The organism is Bradyrhizobium sp. PRIMUS42 (assembly GCF_023006515.1).
Classification (GTDB): Bacteria; Pseudomonadota; Alphaproteobacteria; order Rhizobiales; family Xanthobacteraceae; genus Bradyrhizobium.
In genome coordinates this window covers 1-14,744 of the sequence record NZ_JALBGZ010000075.1, presented here as the reverse complement: position 1 = coordinate 14,744, position 14,744 = coordinate 1, and the positions used below count along the sequence as shown (strand labels likewise).

Below are 14,744 nucleotides of genomic sequence, written 5' to 3'. Positions count from 1 at the left end.
CGGGGCAGGGTCAGCCTGCGCGGCGCGTTGATCTCCGGCCTGAAGCCGCACACCATTGCCCGCGCCGGCCTCGGCTTCGTTCCGGAGGATCGCCAGATCTTTCCGGAGCATACGGTCGAGGACAACCTCGTCATCGGGAAGAAGAAGGGGCCCGAGGGCCAGGACGAATGGCCGATCAAGCGCATCTATGACGTCTTTCCGCTTCTTGAGCCGCTGCGTCATCGCATTGCCGGGCGTCTGTCGGGCGGCGAGCAACAGATGCTAGCGATCGCGAGAACGCTGATGGGTAATCCTGCGCTGCTACTGCTGGACGAGCCGAGTGAGGGACTCGCGCCGATCATCGTGCAGCGGATCGGCGAGCTGTTGCGGCAACTCCGGAGCATCGGATCGACCGTGCTGATCGCCGAGCAGAACATGCATTTCTGCCTCGGCCTTGCGAGCCACGCCACGGTCATCGACAAGGGCCAGATCGTCTACGCCGCCGGAATCGACGAGCTGAAGGCCAATGATGCCATCCGGCGGCGTTATCTGGCCCTGTAGCCCGGGCGCCGGTGTCCAAATAGGCCGGAAGAAGAAAACCATTGTCCTGGGGGTATCCGCCGGAAGGACTTTCCCCTCCGGAGGGCAAAAACGCCAATCGCTTCCATTGCCGTTTGGGCCCGAAACGACGACATTCCCATCAGAATTTGATGGATTGGCTACGGTCATGGAACGCACTGGATTTGAACCCTTCGGCGAGCAGCTGGTGTCCGCAACGGACGTCCAGCCGAAATCGCGCGCGTCGAAGCTCCTGCTGCGGGCCGGCACCACGCTGTTCTGGTCGCTGGTCGCGGGCATCGTGCTCGCCCGTGCGGCCTTCTTCGAGCCGGGCATCTATGACGGCTTCAGTCGGGTGGCCTCGCTCGCCAAGAGCCTGATCTTCTAAGGCTCGCCTGGACGGTTTATTCCGGGCTGAGGAGACGACTTCCCTCGGCCCTGATATGCCGAAAACTTATTCCCCAATCGGACGCCGCTGCGTATAAATCCTTCTCCTCGGGGAGAGATTTGTGTCGCAGAATCAAGCATCCAGCCAGGCCGATTCCAAGCCGACTGCCATTAGCCGCGTCGTCGCGCTGATTCCCGGAATTCTCCTCTGTATAGCCGTCGCCGGAGTCTCGGCCCTGCTGGAGCGGGCCGAATTGGGCGTTTTCGAGCATCCCTATGTCGAGGCGCTGGTGATGGCGATCCTGCTCGGCATGGTGCTCCGCAGCTTCTGGAAGCCCGCGCCACGCTGGCAGGCCGGGATTGCTTTCAGCGCCAAGCAGCTCCTCGAAGTCGCCGTCATGCTGCTGGGAGCCTCGATCAGCTTCGCCGCCATCGCAGCCTCGGGGATCGCGCTGCTGGCATCGATCGCCGCCGTCGTCGTGATCGCGCTCTGCGTCTCCTTCGGCCTCAGCCGTCTGCTGGGCCTGTCGACCCGACTGTCGATCCTGATCGCCTGCGGCAACTCGATCTGCGGCAATTCCGCAATCGCCGCCGTGGCGCCGATCATCGGCGCCAACAATGACGAGATCGCATCCTCGATCTCCTTTACTGCGATCCTCGGCGTGATGATGGTGCTGGGCCTGCCGCTGCTGATCCCGCTGTTGCAATTGTCCGCCACGCAATATGGCATCCTCGCAGGCCTGACCGTCTACGCCGTGCCGCAGGTGCTGGCCGCGACGGTCCCGGCGGGGCTCGTCTCGACGCAGATCGGCACGCTGGTCAAGCTGATGCGCGTCCTGATGCTGGGGCCGGTCGTCGTCGGCCTGTCCCTCGTCGCCTCACGCTGGCAGAGCGACGCCAAGAAGACCAATGTCGGCTTCTTCCGCCTGGTCCCCTGGTTCATCCTCGGCTTCCTCGCGCTCGCGACTCTGCGGTCATTGGAGATCGTGCCGGCCACGGTGGTCGGGCCGGTGACGAAGATCACCGGCTTTCTCACGGTGGTGTCTATGGCCGCGCTCGGCCTCGGCGTCGACGTGCGCGTGCTCGCCAATGTCGGAGGCCGGGTGACGGCCGCGGTCACGCTGTCGCTGCTGCTGCTGCTGGGGATCAGCATCGCGCTGGTGCAGTGGTTCAAGTGAACAGAACAAGACTGCCGTAGGGTGGGCAAAGGCGCGAAGCGCCGTGCCCAACTTCCAGTTCAGCGTGCGACCAAGTTGGTGGGCACGCTTCGCTTTGCCCACCCTACGAGACCGTCATCGCCGTCAGCGGGGCAAGGTAAATCAGATCACATCTGCCAGCGAATGGCCGTTCAGCTCGATGCCCAGCCCCTGCATGCCCATGTCGTTGATCTCGCCGCCCATCGCCTTCAGGCTTTCCTCGCGGATCAGCGACATCAGTCCGCGGCGCAGCGCCAGGAATTCCGACGACATCATCATCGATTGCTGCCGCGGCCGCTCCAGGGGAATCGGGATCTCCGCCTTGATCGAGCCGGGACGCGCGGTCATGCAGTAGACGCGATCGGAGAGGAAGATCGCCTCGTCGATGTCGTGGGTGACGAACAGCACCGAGATCTTCAGCCGCTGCCACATGTTGGTGAGGATCTGCTGCATGATGACGCGCGTCTGCGCATCGAGCGCACCGAACGGCTCGTCCAGCAGCAGCACTTTCGGTCCGGTCGCGAGCGCGCGGACGATGCCGACGCGCTGCTTCATGCCGCCGGAGAGCCTTTCCGGATAGTGCTTCTCGAACGCCTCGAGACCCGCGAGCCCGAGCAGCGTACGCGCGGCGCGTTCACGCTGGGAGCGCGGCATGCCGCGCATCTTCAGGCCGAACTCGACGTTCTCCCGCACCGTCTTCCAGGGAAACAGCGAATATTGCTGGAACACCATGCCGCGTTCGGCGCTGGGGCCGTTCACACGCTCGCCGTCGACAGTTACGATTCCCGTGGTCGGCTTGAGGAAGCCCGCGACCGCATTGAGCAGGGTCGACTTTCCGCAGCCGGACGGCCCGACGATCGAGACGAATTCGCCGGGCTTCACATGGATCTGCGTGTCGCTTACGGCCTGCACCGCTCCCTCGATAGTCTCGTAGGCGAGGGAGAAGTTCTTGACCTCGATATGGCCCTTCGGGGGACTCGCAATCATCTCGCTCATGACGATCTCCACGGCATCACCAATTGTCCCGCGCCTCTGATCAGCAGGCTCGACCCCAGGCCGAGCACGCCGATCGCGATCATGCCGAGCGCGATGTCGGCATACTGGACCAGCGAATAGGCTTCCCAGGTGAAATAGCCGATGCCGTACTGCCCGGAGATCATCTCGGCCGCGATTAGCGAGACCCAGGCAACGCCCATGCCGACGGTGAGGCCGGTGAAGATGTGCGGCAGAGATGCCGGAAAATACACCTCGCGGAAGATCGAGCGTTCCCGCGCGCCGAGACATTGCGCGGCGCGCACCAGCACGGGATCGACCAGCGACATGCCATGCAGCGTGTTGACGAGGATCGGGAAGAACGAGCCGAGGAAGGTGATGTAGACGATGCTCTGCTCGTTGGTCGGCCACAGCATGATCGCCATCGGCACCCAGGCGATCGCCGGAATCGGCCGCAGCACCTCCGCCACCGGGAAGATCACCTCGTGCACCAGCTTGAAGCGGCCCATGATCAGGCCGAGCGGCACGCCGACGATCGCAGCGAGCGAGAATCCGATGAAGATGCGCCGGCAGCTCAGCACGATGTGCATCAGGAATTTGGGATCGTGGATCGCCTTGGTGAAGCTGGCATAGACGGCGAGCGGCGACGGCACGTTGGTGAAGCGCACGAAGAACACGACGCGATAGGTCGTGAGCAGGTGCCAGACCAGCAGGAAGGCGAGCAGCGAAATCACGCCGATCGCGGTCGCGCGCAGGCCTGCCCGATGGAGCCGGTACCAGCGTAGCGCGAGTGCGCCGAAGGAAGGCGGCGTCGTGGGCGGGGTGATGACGGCGGGCGCAGGGCCCGCCTCTGCAATGGCTGTTGCCGGCATGCTGTCCTCGGGATGTCGGACGAGGGCGGGACTGCTCACGTCTTGCCTCCGCCGACGGCGGCCTTCACCGCGTCCTCGAAGCCGAGCACCTTGCCGCTGACTTTGGCGGCGTAGGCTTCGGCGTCCTTCTTGAGCAGGAACGGGGCGACGTCGCCATTGCCGACGGCGAAGAAGGCCTGGTCGGCGAACAGTTTGATGCCGCGCGTGGTGTCGAAGACATAGGCGACGTTGATCTTCTTGCCCTTGGCCTTGTAGTCGGCGTACGCACCGAGGGTGCACGCGGCGGACGAGAAAGGCATGATGCCGGCATCGTCGACCCAGACCTCCCCGGCCTTGCGCGGATCGGCGATCGGCTTCTTGCAGAAGGCATCCTCGCCGGAGATCTCGTAGTTCTTGGTGCTCGCAAGCTGGGCGTCGTAGTCGAGGTTCATCTCGGCATAGGCCTTGCGGATGTAGCTGTCGTCGACCCATTTCTTCGGATCGAATTCCTTCATGCGACCGAGGTTCTGCAATACCTTGACGTCGGCCGTGGCGGCATCGATCAGAGCGGGCTTGATCGTGGGATCAGTGGTCATGTTGCCGCTGGGCCCCAGGAAGATGTAGACCACTTCCTTGTTGATGCCGGTCCACTCCTGGATTTTCTCGGCGGCGAGCTTGGGATCGTCGCGCAGCCACTGGTTGGCGGCGATCACCGCCTTGAAATAGGCGACGACGACTTCCGGATATTTCTCCGCGAAATCGGTGCGGACCACGATGCCGTGAAAGGTCGGCAAGTTAGTCTCGACGCCGTCAAAGATCTTTCGCGCGAAGCCGCGGAAGGGCAGGAGTTCGGCGAAAGGGACGAAGTCGGCATGCGCGTCGATCTTCTTCTCCTGCAGGTTGGTCGAGCCGACCTCGGGGCTCTGGCTGACGAGCTGGAAGAAATCGGAGGTGTAGCCGCGGTCCTGCATCGCCTTCAGCACCATGCCATGGGCGGCGGAGCCGAAGGGCACGCTGACCAGCTTGCCCTTGAGATCGGCGAGATCGTAGTAGGGCGAATCCTTGTGAACGACGAGGCCGTTGCCGGAGCCGGACAGGCTGTAGGCGGCGATGCCGATCAGCCGGCTCTTGCTCTCCGGATTGCTCTCGAAGGTGAAGCCGTTCACGATCAGCGGGTAGTCGCCCATCATGCCGATCTGCAGCTTGTTCGCCATCATCGCATTGGTGACGGGCGGACCTGAGGTGAAGTTCTGCCACTCCAGCTCGAACTTGATGTTGGCGTATTTGCCATCCTTCGGCAGGTATTTTTCGAGGAGGCGCAGCTGGCGGATGACGACGCCGGCAGTCACGGTGTTGGTCGTGGTGTCCTGCGTTCCGATGCCGAGCGTGACGGTTTCCGCGGAGGCCGGCTGCGCGATCAGAAGCGCCAGCGACGTCACCGACATCGCGATCGAGAGCGTGGGAAGATGGCGGACCATTCTCATCCTCATTCAGTTGGATGTGCTGTGGTTGCCATGATTGGGTGAGGGCCCGGACAGGGCAAATCCGGAATGACCGCCGCAGTCGATTAGTTGCCGGGAAAAGCTGATTGCATACTCCTTGGGCAGTCCTGCACTATAAAGCCGCTTGCCTGTGCACCGGTGCGGGTCGCACATTCGGCTAGTCAGATGCGTGTCCACGCATCTCCTCCAGCACATCGGTCCGGCAGACCACGATCTGCGACCGCTTGGTCAGCACGATTCCCTTCTCCTGCATGCGCTTCAGGCTGATCGTGACCCATTGCCGTGTGGCCCCGACCATGTGGGCGATGTCGGCATGGGTGAAGGCGGCGGCGATCACGCGCCCGTCGGCGTCCTCGACGCCGTAGAGCTCGACGAGATGTAGCAAGAGATGCGCGAGGCGCTGCGTGATCGAGCGCGTTCCCAGCATCTGGGCCAGCGCCGAATAGCATTTGCCCTTGAAGGTCAGGCCTTCGATGAGGCCGATCGCAAGGTTCGGAATCTCGGCGGCAAGGATGCGCAGCTCCTTCCCGGGCAGGTGCACCACGCTGCAATTGCTGGATGCGACGCCGGACCATTGATGCACGGTGCCTTCGAACACTTCGGGCCCACCGACGAAATTGCCGACATGCCAATAGGCCAGCGTGATCTCGCGCCCGAGCGGAGAGGTGTAGAAGACCCGGATCCGGCCGCTCTCGATCAGCCAAATACCGTCATGTTTGCCGCCCTGGCTGAACAGAGTCTGGCCGCGGTTGAGCACCTTTCGGCGGCCCTGCTTCAGCACCAGCTCCCGTTCCCGCGGCGAGAGCTTGTCCATCAGCGGCGGCGGTCCGCCGATCCATTGCTGGTTCTCGGTGAGGAGCAGCGAGGAACTGCCGGTAGGCCGGACTGCTGCGGGAACAGTCCCGCGAACCACATTCGCCGCCTGCAACATCATCTGCCTCCGGAACGTTCAAATCGTTCTAAAGAGGAGCAATGTCCGTGCCAGATGACCGCTCTGCGTCATTCCGGGATGCGCGCAGAGCGCGCAGGCCCGGAATCCATAACCACGAACGGGGGGTATGGATTCCGGGCTCGCCCTTCGGGCGCCCCGGAATGACGAGCTGTGTGTGAGCGCGGTTTACCGCCCCGCCAGGCTCAGCAGATACGGCTTCGGATAAATCCCGCGGTCATGCCCGTCCGAAAACGCGATGTTCAGCCCGTAGCCGAGATCGCCTATCTCGGTGATCGCGATCCCCGGAAACGCTTCCGGGAAGCGGCCGTCGAAACGGGCGCGGGTGCAATGGGCGCATTTGCAGGAGAGGCGGAGTGTTTCGGCGGGGACGCTGAGTGCATCGTCCTGTGTCGTGCGGACGAGGAGCGCGGCGAGATCGGCGCTTGCTTCATAGTCGGCCACGGTCGGTGCCACTGGGGTCATGCTCATGACGAACCTCCGGCTCTTTTCTACGTCGGCGCGGGACAGCATGAATAGCAACTAATTGCCGGCGCGGATGCATGTGACGGCGGCCGTCTGCCCCGCTTCAATCATTGCCTGCGAAATGTGAAACTAATCGACCGGAAATCTCACTTCCGAATTGCCGGTCTCTCCTCTCTCCGAAACCTTGGGCGCCATCGATGGCCAAGGAGAGACCATGAGCGCATTTCAGAAGGAAACGGTTCTGTCGGTCAGGCACTGGACCGAATCCCTGTTCAGCTTCACTGCCACGCGTGATCCCGGGTTCCGTTTCCAGAATGGCCAGTTCGCGATGATCGGGCTCGAGGTCGAAGGCAAGCCGTTGATGCGGGCCTATAGCATGGCCAGCGCCAATCACGAGGAGGCGCTCGAATTTTTCTCGATCAAGGTGCAGGACGGCCCGCTGACCTCGCGCCTGCAGAAGATCAGGGAGGGCGACATCATCCTGGTCGGCCGCAAGGCGACGGGTACGCTGATCACCGGTAATCTCATTCCGGGAAAACGCCTGTTGCTGCTCTCGACCGGAACGGGACTTGCGCCCTTCGCCAGCCTGATCAAGGACCCTGACGTCTACGAAAATTACGAGACCATCGTGCTCGCCCATGGCTGCCGCCAGGTTTCGGAACTCGCATATGGCGAGCACGTCGTCGATGGCCTGCGCAATCACGAATTCTTCGGACCGCTGATCCGCGACAAGCTCGTCTACTACCCGACCGTGACCCGCGAGCCCTTCAGGAATCGTGGCCGCATCACCGATCTGATCGCTTCCAACCAGATGTTCGACGACATCGGCCTGTCCGGCCTCGATATCGAGACCGATCGCATCATGCTGTGCGGCAGCCCGGCGATGCTCGAGGAACTGCCCGCGATGTTCTCCGCGCGCGGCTTTGTCGAGGGCAATCACAGCCAGCCTGGCCATTTCGTGATCGAGAAGGCCTTCGTCGAGCGCTGAGGCGCCAAATCGCATCGCGGCGACAACTAATTGCTATCGCCGGGAAGCCCCCTGAACAAATCTGATGCAAAGGCGCCGGCTATCGGCGAACCAGGAGCAAGCGATGGCACTAGATCAGATCGTCGACGGACTTTCGGAGGTTTCCTGCGATGTGCTGGTGATCGGCGGCGGCACCGCCGGCCCGATGGCGGCGCTGAAGGCGAAGCTGAAGAATCCGAAGGCCAACGTCGTCCTGCTCGAAAAGGCCAACGTCAAGCGCTCCGGCGCAATCTCGATGGGCATGGACGGCCTGAACAACGCCGTGATCCCCGGCTATGCCACGCCGGAGCAGTACACCAAGGAAATCACCATCGCCAACGACGGCATCGTCGACCAGAAGGCGGTCTATAAATACGCGCAGAACTGCTACAGCATTATCGAGGAGCTCGACAGTTTCGGAATCCGGTTCCTGAAGAACGAGAACGGCGACTACGCCGTCAAGAAGGTGCACCACATCGGCACCTACGTGCTGCCGATGCCGAACGGCGAGACCGTGAAGAAGGCGCTGTACCGCCAGCTCCGCCGCGCCCGCATCCTGATCTCCAACCGCTACATGGCGACGCGGCTGCTCAAGTCCGCCGACGGTCGCATCGCCGGCGCGGTCAGCGTCAACACCCGCACTGCCGAGATGCTGGTGATCAAGGCCAAGGCCGTGATCCTTTGCATGGGCGCCGCCGGCCGCCTGGGTCTTCCGACCTCCGGCTACATGTTCGGCACCTACGAGAACGCCGCCAATTCCGGCGACGGCTATGCCATGGCCTATCACGCGGGCGCGGCGCTCGCGAACCTCGAATGCTACCAGATCAACCCGCTGATCAAGGACTATAACGGCCCGGCCTGCGCCTATGTCGCCGGTCCGTTCGGTGCCTTCACCGCCAACAACGAAGGATCGCGCTTCATCGAATGCGACTATTGGTCGGGCCAGATGATGCTGGAGTTCTACAACGAGCTTCTGTCCGGCAAGGGACCGGTGTTCCTCCAGCTCAAGCATCTCCATCCCGACACCATCTCGGAGATCGAATCCACGCTGCACAAGGTCGAGCGTCCCACGCGCGGCCTGTTCCAGCAGGGGCGCGGCGTCGACTATCGCAACGACTCGATCGAGATGCACATCTCCGAGATCGGCTTCTGCTCCGGCCACAGTGCCTCCGGCGTGTTCGTCGACGACAATGCGCGCACCACCGTGCCCGGTCTCTATGCCGCCGGCGACATGGCGAGCGTGCCCCACAACTATATGCTCGGCGCCTTCACCAACGGCGCGGTCGCCGGCATCGACGCCATGGAATTCGCTGACAGCCACGACTTTGCGGAATTCGAAGCAGCGGATGTCGCGATGGAGCGCGACCGCGTGATGGCGCCAACGAGGCGCGAGGACGGCATTCCGCCCAACCAGGTCGAATACAAGACCCGCCGCCTCGTCAACGACTATCTCCAGCCGCCGAAGGTCACGCGCAAATACGAGCTCGGCATGCGCCGCCTCGCGGAAGCGAGGGAGGACATGCAGGAGCGCATGATCGCGCGCAACGCGCATGAACTGCTCCGCGCGCTCGAAGTGCAGTCGATCATGGACTGCGCCGACATGGCTGCGCACGCCTCGCTCTACCGCGAGGAGAGCCGCTGGGGCCTCTATCACTGGCGCACGGACTTCCCGGAGAAGGATAACGAAAACTGGTTCTGTCATACCCTGCTGAGCAAGCAGAACGGCAAGATGACCAGCGAGAAACGCGCCGTCGAACCCTATGTCGTCCCGATCGCGGACGACGAGAAGGACCTCTACGACAAGCAGCGCATCCGCGCCACCGCCTGACGCATCGCGAAACAACAGGAGACAACGATGCCCCTCGCTTCCTATCAGACATCGGTTCCGGTGGTCGTCGACGATGCCAAATGCATCGCGGACAAGGGCTGCACCGTGTGCGTCGACGTCTGCCCGCTCGACGTGCTCCGCATCAGCGACATGACCAACAAGGCCTACATGGCCTATGACGAGTGCTGGTACTGCATGCCTTGCGAAGCGGATTGTCCGACCGGCGCCGTTACCGTCAACATTCCCTATCTGTTGAGGTGATCATGTCGAGCCCGTTCGAATCCTACGACGATCTCGAAGACGCCGACGAGCGGCTTCAAGCCGCCGACCCCGCGGAGCGTCGCGTCGCCATCATCGCACTCGGCCATTCCGGCGATCCCGCCGCAGTTGCGCATCTCGCCAACATGGTAGCCGATCCCGACGCCGGCGTGCGCCAGCAGGTCTCGATGGCTCTGGGCGAGTTCGACGGGCCGGAGGCGGCAAGTGCGCTGGTGAAGCTGCTAGTCGATCCCGAAAGGATCGTGGCGGCGGCCGCAGCCGACAGCATGGCCGAGTTCAAGGATCCCGCCTGCGCCGATGTGATCCTGCCGCTGGTCAGGCATCCCCACGCCTTCGTCCGAATGGGCGCGTTGCGCGCGCTCAAGGAACTGCGTCGCAAGGATACGCTGAAGCCGGCATTGGAGGCGCTTCAGGATTCAGACGCCGCCGTGCGCGTGCAGGCGATCGGCGTGATCGGCTTCCTGAAGCTGGAGGAATCGATTCCCGCGCTGACCGCGTTGATCAGCGATCCAGACGCGCATGTGCGTCGCGCTGCCGTGAGCGCGCTGGCTTTCTCGCAGATGAAGCCGGCGGCCGAAACGATCACGCGTGCGCTAAAGGACAGCGACTGGATGGTCCGCGAGATGGCGGCGGAAACGTTGGGCCTCAACGTGAACGGGGCGCTCGCCGCCGACCAGCTCGTCGCCTGCCTTGCCGACGAGTACTGGCAGGTCCGGCTGAAGTCCATTCGCAGCCTCGGGCGGATGAAGATCGAGCGCGCGGTGCGGCCGATCGGCAATTGCATCACCCACGACCAGGCGAACTTGAGGAAAGAGGCGGCCGCGGCGCTCGGCGAGATCGCGCATCCCGACGGCGAGGCGTTCCTGGCGGTCATTGCCGACGACGGCGATCCCGACGTGCGCAAGAATGCCCGCTGGGCACTGCAGCAGATCGCAGCGCGCAAAGCGCGCGCAGGCGCATAAAGGCGCGGGCAGGGACATAGCGGCCCTTCGCCGCTGCTCTGGACATCCGGAGCCAGACGTTTATTGGTCTTCGCCAATATGATCGGCCATCGCTCAACGTGGCCGGTCCGAAAAGCAGCGAGGACGCCAGCCATGACCACATTGACGGTTAAAGACCTTCTCCCCGAGGATGGCACAAGGGGAACGCTGGCCGGCCGTGTCTGGCTGCCGCAGGTGAATGGTCCCGCGGTGGTCGCCGTGCGCGGCGAGGGCGTGTTCGACGTGACCGCAAAATTTCCGACCATCAGCGCGCTCTGCGAAGAGGACAATCCGGCCAAGGCGCTTGCGGCGACCAAGGGCGAGCGCATCGGCGATCTCGAGGCGATCGTCGCCAACACGGCGCCCGACGGGCGCGACTCGAAGAAGCCGTGGCTGCTCGCGCCCGTCGATCTCCAGACGCTGAAGGCTGCGGGTGTCACCTTCGCCATCTCCATGCTGGAGCGCGTGATCGAGGAACGGGCAAAAGGCAATCCAGCCTCGGCCGACGCGATCCGGAAAGAGGTGACGCGGCTGATCGGCGACGATCTCTCCAAGCTCAAGCCCGGCTCGGACCAGGCCATGCACCTGAAGCAGGTGCTGATCGACCAGAACGCCTGGAGTCAGTATCTCGAAGTCGGCATCGGTCCGGATGCAGAGGTCTTCACCAAGGCGCCGACCTTGTCTTCGGTCGGCACCGGCATGGATGCCGGGCTGCATCCGAAATCGACCTGGAACAATCCCGAGCCAGAGCTCGTGTTGTTCGTGTCGAGCCGCGGCAAGATCGTCGGCGGTGCCCTCGGCAACGACGTCAATCTGCGCGACTTCGAGGGCCGTTCGGCGCTGCTGCTGTCGAAGGCCAAGGACAACAACGCCTCCTGCGCGATTGGCCCGCTGCTGCGCTTGTTCGACGACAGCTTCACACTCGATGACGCGCGAAAACTCGACATCAGCCTGAACGTGAAGGGGGCGGACGGCTTCGTTCTCGACGGCCATTCCTCGATCAGCAAGATCAGCCGCGATCCGACTGACCTCGTCGCACAGACGATCGGCAAGATCCATCAATACCCTGACGGCTTCGTGCTGTTCCTCGGCACGATGTTCGCGCCGGTCAAGGATCGCGACGCGCCGGGGCAGGGGTTCACCCACAAGCGCGACGATATCGTCACCATCGCAGCGCCTCAGCTCGGCAAGCTCGTCAACCGCATGCGCACCAGCGACGAGTGCGAGCCCTGGACCTTCGGCATCGGTGCGCTGATGAAGAACCTGGCGCAGCGGAAGCTGGTCTAGCTCTTCGCCTCTCCCCGTTTGCGGGGAGAGGCCGACACGCGAAGCGTGTCGGTTGAGAGTATTCTCCACGCGTCGACTTGCTTGATAGACGCAAAGCTCCCGCCACACCGTCATTGCTCGCAATGACGCGGAGAAGAGATTGCGAATCTGTCGTTCACCGTGATTGGGGTGGGGCCCTCACCCCGACCCTGTCCCCGTAAGAACGAGGCGAGGAGCGCACTTTTGCTCGGGCAGTCATCCTAATTTACGTCATCTCCACGTTGCATCGCTGGAACTAAATCGCGCTGAGCGTGTCATAAAGCTGCGCGCCGCGCCTTCGCGCGTTTTCCTCCCAATAGTAAAATAATATGACTAGTCGGAACCGGACTTCCGTGAAATAGTGCCTCCGCCGCCTTAAGGGGTTGGCCTGCGGGTGCCATGATACCGATCAGCGCCCGAGATAACACAAGATGATTTCTTGGGAGACACGCCTGATGACCCTCAAAGCCCTCTTTGCGGCCAGTGCCACGGCCGCGTTGTTGCTCGCGCTGCCGGCCAATGCCGGCCAGCTCACCATCGGCTTTTCGCAGATCGGATCAGAATCCGGCTGGCGCGCGGCCGAGACCTCGGTCTCCAGGCAGGAGGCTGCCAAGCGAAAGGTCAATCTCAAGATCGCCGATGCGCAGCAGAAGCAGGAGAACCAGATCAAGGCGATCCGTTCCTTCATCGCGCAGAACGTCGATGCAATCTTCCTCGCGCCCGTCGTCTCGACTGGCTGGGACTCGGTGCTGAAGGAGGCCAAGGAGGCCAAGATCCCGGTCGTGCTGCTCGATCGTGACATCGATCCCTCCGGCAAGGAACTCTATCTCACCGCCGTCACCTCCGACAGCGTGCATGAAGGCGAGGTCGCCGGCGACTGGCTCGCCAAGACCGTCGGAGCCAAAGCCTGCAACATCGTCGAGCTGCAAGGCACGGTCGGCGCCAGCGTCGCCACCAACCGCAAGAAGGGGTTTGACACCGCGATTGCCAAGCATGCGAACCTGAAGGTGGTGCGCAGCCAGACCGGCGACTTCACCCGCGCCAAGGGCAAGGAGGTGATGGAAAGCTTCATCAAGGCCGAAGGCGGCGGCAAGAACATCTGCGCGGTCTATGCACACAACGACGACATGATGGTCGGCGCGATCCAGGCGATGAAGGAGGCCGGTCTCAAGCCCGGCAAGGACGTCCTCACCGTCTCGATCGACGCGGTTCCTGATATCTTCAAGGCGATGGTCGCCGGCGAAGCCAATGCGACGGTCGAGCTGACGCCGAACATGGCAGGCCCCGCGCTCGATGTCGTCGCGGCCTTCAAGGACAAGGGGACGGTTCCGCCGAAATGGATCCAGACCGAGTCCAAGCTCTATACTGCCGCCGACGATCCGCAGAAGATCTACGACAGCAAGAAGGGCCTCGGTTACTGAGGCGGGCTTCGCCGGACCGCGCTTTGCGGTCCGGCGCCATCTTCGAAGCCGCTGTGCGAAGGAATAGGCTGGGTGTCCGCAATGTCGGCGGGCGCCGGTGGGAGTGACGTCGCCATGGAGAACAGCCCCGATCCTGCTCCGCCTCTGCTGGAGGTGCGCGGGATCAGCAAGAGCTTCGGCGCTGTGCGCGCGTTGCAGGAGGTCGACTTCACGCTGCGTGCCGGCGAGATCCATGCGTTGCTCGGCGAGAACGGCGCCGGCAAGTCCACGCTGATCAAGGTGATCACGGGCGTGTTTCCGCGCGATGCCGGCATCGTCAGGCTCGGTGGCGACGAGATCGCGCCGCGCTCGGCCAAGGCGGCGGTGGCAGCGGGCATCGCCACCGTCTACCAGGAGGTCAATTTGCTGCCGAATCTTTCGGTGGCGCAAAACCTCTTCCTCGACCGCCAGCCGATGCGCTTTGGCATCGTGCGCGAAGGTGAAATGCGCCGCCGCGCCAAAGCGCTGCTGGCGGATTTCGGCCTGAATATCGACGTCGCCGCACCGCTCGGCAGCTATTCCGTCGCCATTCAGCACGTCACCGCGATTGCCCGCGCGGTCGATCTCTCGGCCCGCGTGCTGATCCTCGACGAGCCGACCGCGAGCCTCGACCGCCACGAGGTCGAGATCCTGTTCGGGATCATGCGCCAGCTCGCTAATCGCGGTATCGGCATCGTCTTCGTCAGCCACTTCCTCGATCAGGTCTACGAGATATCCGACCGAATTACGGTGCTGCGCAACGGCCGCCTGGTCGGCGAGCGCGAGACCGCCTCGCTGCCGCGGCTCGAGCTGATCCGGATGATGCTCGGCCGGGAGTTGGCGGAGACCACCAGTGCACGAGCCTCGGCAGGCGAGCACCGGGCACGCGAGGTCTGCGCCAGCTTCGAGAATTACGGCAAGGCTGGCTATGTCGCGCCGTTCAATCTGGAGCTGCGTCATGGCGAGGTCGTCGGTCTCGCCGGCCTGCTCGGCTCGGGCCGCACCGAGACGGCGCGGCTGGTGTTTG

At 63.3% G+C, this 14,744-nt stretch carries 15 protein-coding genes; 10 read left to right on the top strand and 5 right to left on the bottom strand.

Annotated features, from left to right (window positions below):
• From MOV75_RS09465 to MOV75_RS09455, 3 genes are all read left to right on the top strand, one after another.
• Positions 1-540, top strand: a 540-nt coding sequence (locus MOV75_RS09465) for an ABC transporter ATP-binding protein (protein ID WP_247005491.1), incomplete at its 5' end; no start/stop codon positions are given.
• 166 nt (positions 541-706) lie between these two features.
• Positions 707-925, top strand: a complete 219-nt coding sequence (locus MOV75_RS09460; RefSeq protein ID WP_246920339.1) for a hypothetical protein — start codon at positions 707-709, stop codon at positions 923-925.
• Between the two features lie 121 nt (positions 926-1,046).
• Positions 1,047-2,102: a YeiH family protein gene (locus tag MOV75_RS09455; protein WP_246920342.1), complete on the top strand. Its 1,056-nt coding sequence runs from the start codon at positions 1,047-1,049 to the stop codon at positions 2,100-2,102.
• Positions 2,103-2,243: 141 nt separating this feature from the next.
• Here MOV75_RS09455 and MOV75_RS09450 read toward each other — a convergent pair whose 3' ends face one another.
• The 5 genes from MOV75_RS09450 to MOV75_RS09430 form a co-directional block, all read right to left on the bottom strand.
• On the bottom strand, positions 2,244-3,116 hold the full coding sequence (locus MOV75_RS09450; protein WP_246920345.1) for an ABC transporter ATP-binding protein: 873 nt from the start codon (positions 3,114-3,116) through the stop codon (positions 2,244-2,246).
• Positions 3,113-4,024 (bottom strand): ABC transporter permease, encoded by a 912-nt coding sequence (locus MOV75_RS09445; RefSeq protein ID WP_247005489.1) that lies wholly within the window; start codon positions 4,022-4,024, stop codon positions 3,113-3,115. Before MOV75_RS09445 ends, MOV75_RS09450 begins: the two co-directional genes overlap by 4 nt.
• Positions 4,021-5,442, bottom strand: a complete 1,422-nt coding sequence (locus MOV75_RS09440; protein ID WP_247005487.1) for an ABC transporter substrate-binding protein — start codon at positions 5,440-5,442, stop codon at positions 4,021-4,023. The genes MOV75_RS09445 and MOV75_RS09440 overlap by 4 nt, the downstream gene beginning before the upstream one ends.
• A gap of 181 nt (positions 5,443-5,623) precedes the next feature.
• Positions 5,624-6,400, bottom strand: coding sequence for a Crp/Fnr family transcriptional regulator (locus MOV75_RS09435; RefSeq protein WP_246920357.1), 777 nt, complete (start codon positions 6,398-6,400; stop codon positions 5,624-5,626).
• Between the two features lie 183 nt (positions 6,401-6,583).
• Positions 6,584-6,880, bottom strand: a complete 297-nt coding sequence (locus tag MOV75_RS09430; RefSeq protein WP_247005495.1) for a gamma-butyrobetaine hydroxylase-like domain-containing protein — start codon at positions 6,878-6,880, stop codon at positions 6,584-6,586.
• Between the two features lie 214 nt (positions 6,881-7,094).
• Here MOV75_RS09430 and MOV75_RS09425 point away from each other — a divergent pair, with 214 nt between their 5' ends.
• The 7 genes from MOV75_RS09425 to MOV75_RS09395 form a co-directional block, all read left to right on the top strand.
• Positions 7,095-7,868, top strand: coding sequence for a ferredoxin--NADP reductase (locus MOV75_RS09425; protein ID WP_246920361.1), 774 nt, complete (start codon positions 7,095-7,097; stop codon positions 7,866-7,868).
• A gap of 103 nt (positions 7,869-7,971) precedes the next feature.
• Positions 7,972-9,714, top strand: a complete 1,743-nt coding sequence (locus MOV75_RS09420) for a fumarate reductase/succinate dehydrogenase flavoprotein subunit (RefSeq protein WP_247005485.1) — start codon at positions 7,972-7,974, stop codon at positions 9,712-9,714.
• A 27-nt stretch (positions 9,715-9,741) separates the two neighbouring features.
• Entirely contained in the window at positions 9,742-9,975 is a 234-nt protein-coding gene (locus MOV75_RS09415; protein WP_007593252.1) for a ferredoxin family protein, read from the top strand.
• Between the two features lie 2 nt (positions 9,976-9,977).
• Positions 9,978-10,955 (top strand): HEAT repeat domain-containing protein, encoded by a 978-nt coding sequence (locus MOV75_RS09410; RefSeq protein WP_247005483.1) that lies wholly within the window; start codon positions 9,978-9,980, stop codon positions 10,953-10,955.
• A 132-nt stretch (positions 10,956-11,087) separates the two neighbouring features.
• On the top strand, positions 11,088-12,260 hold the full coding sequence (locus tag MOV75_RS09405) for a fumarylacetoacetate hydrolase family protein (protein ID WP_247005480.1): 1,173 nt from the start codon (positions 11,088-11,090) through the stop codon (positions 12,258-12,260).
• A gap of 473 nt (positions 12,261-12,733) precedes the next feature.
• A complete protein-coding gene (ytfQ, locus tag MOV75_RS09400; protein WP_247005478.1) occupies positions 12,734-13,699 on the top strand; it encodes a galactofuranose ABC transporter, galactofuranose-binding protein YtfQ in 966 nt (321 codons plus the stop codon).
• Between the two features lie 114 nt (positions 13,700-13,813).
• Positions 13,814-14,744 (top strand): sugar ABC transporter ATP-binding protein (locus tag MOV75_RS09395; protein WP_247005493.1); only part of this gene is annotated, 931 nt, incomplete at its 3' end.

Excerpts from the sequence above, each read along its gene's own strand:
- MOV75_RS09460 (WP_246920339.1), top strand. The coding sequence starts at position 707 with ATGGAACGCACTGGATTTGAACCCTTCGGCGAGCAGCTGGTGTCCGCA.
- MOV75_RS09450 (WP_246920345.1), bottom strand. The coding sequence starts at position 3,116 with ATGAGCGAGATGATTGCGAGTCCCCCGAAGGGCCATATCGAGGTCAAG.
- MOV75_RS09440 (WP_247005487.1), bottom strand. The coding sequence starts at position 5,442 with ATGGTCCGCCATCTTCCCACGCTCTCGATCGCGATGTCGGTGACGTCG.
- MOV75_RS09435 (WP_246920357.1), bottom strand. The coding sequence starts at position 6,400 with ATGATGTTGCAGGCGGCGAATGTGGTTCGCGGGACTGTTCCCGCAGCA.
- MOV75_RS09430 (WP_247005495.1), bottom strand. The coding sequence starts at position 6,880 with ATGACCCCAGTGGCACCGACCGTGGCCGACTATGAAGCAAGCGCCGAT.
- MOV75_RS09425 (WP_246920361.1), top strand. The coding sequence starts at position 7,095 with ATGAGCGCATTTCAGAAGGAAACGGTTCTGTCGGTCAGGCACTGGACC.
- MOV75_RS09420 (WP_247005485.1), top strand. The coding sequence starts at position 7,972 with ATGGCACTAGATCAGATCGTCGACGGACTTTCGGAGGTTTCCTGCGAT.
- MOV75_RS09415 (WP_007593252.1), top strand. The coding sequence starts at position 9,742 with ATGCCCCTCGCTTCCTATCAGACATCGGTTCCGGTGGTCGTCGACGAT.
- MOV75_RS09410 (WP_247005483.1), top strand. The coding sequence starts at position 9,978 with ATGTCGAGCCCGTTCGAATCCTACGACGATCTCGAAGACGCCGACGAG.
- MOV75_RS09405 (WP_247005480.1), top strand. The coding sequence starts at position 11,088 with ATGACCACATTGACGGTTAAAGACCTTCTCCCCGAGGATGGCACAAGG.
- ytfQ (WP_247005478.1), top strand. The coding sequence starts at position 12,734 with ATGACCCTCAAAGCCCTCTTTGCGGCCAGTGCCACGGCCGCGTTGTTG.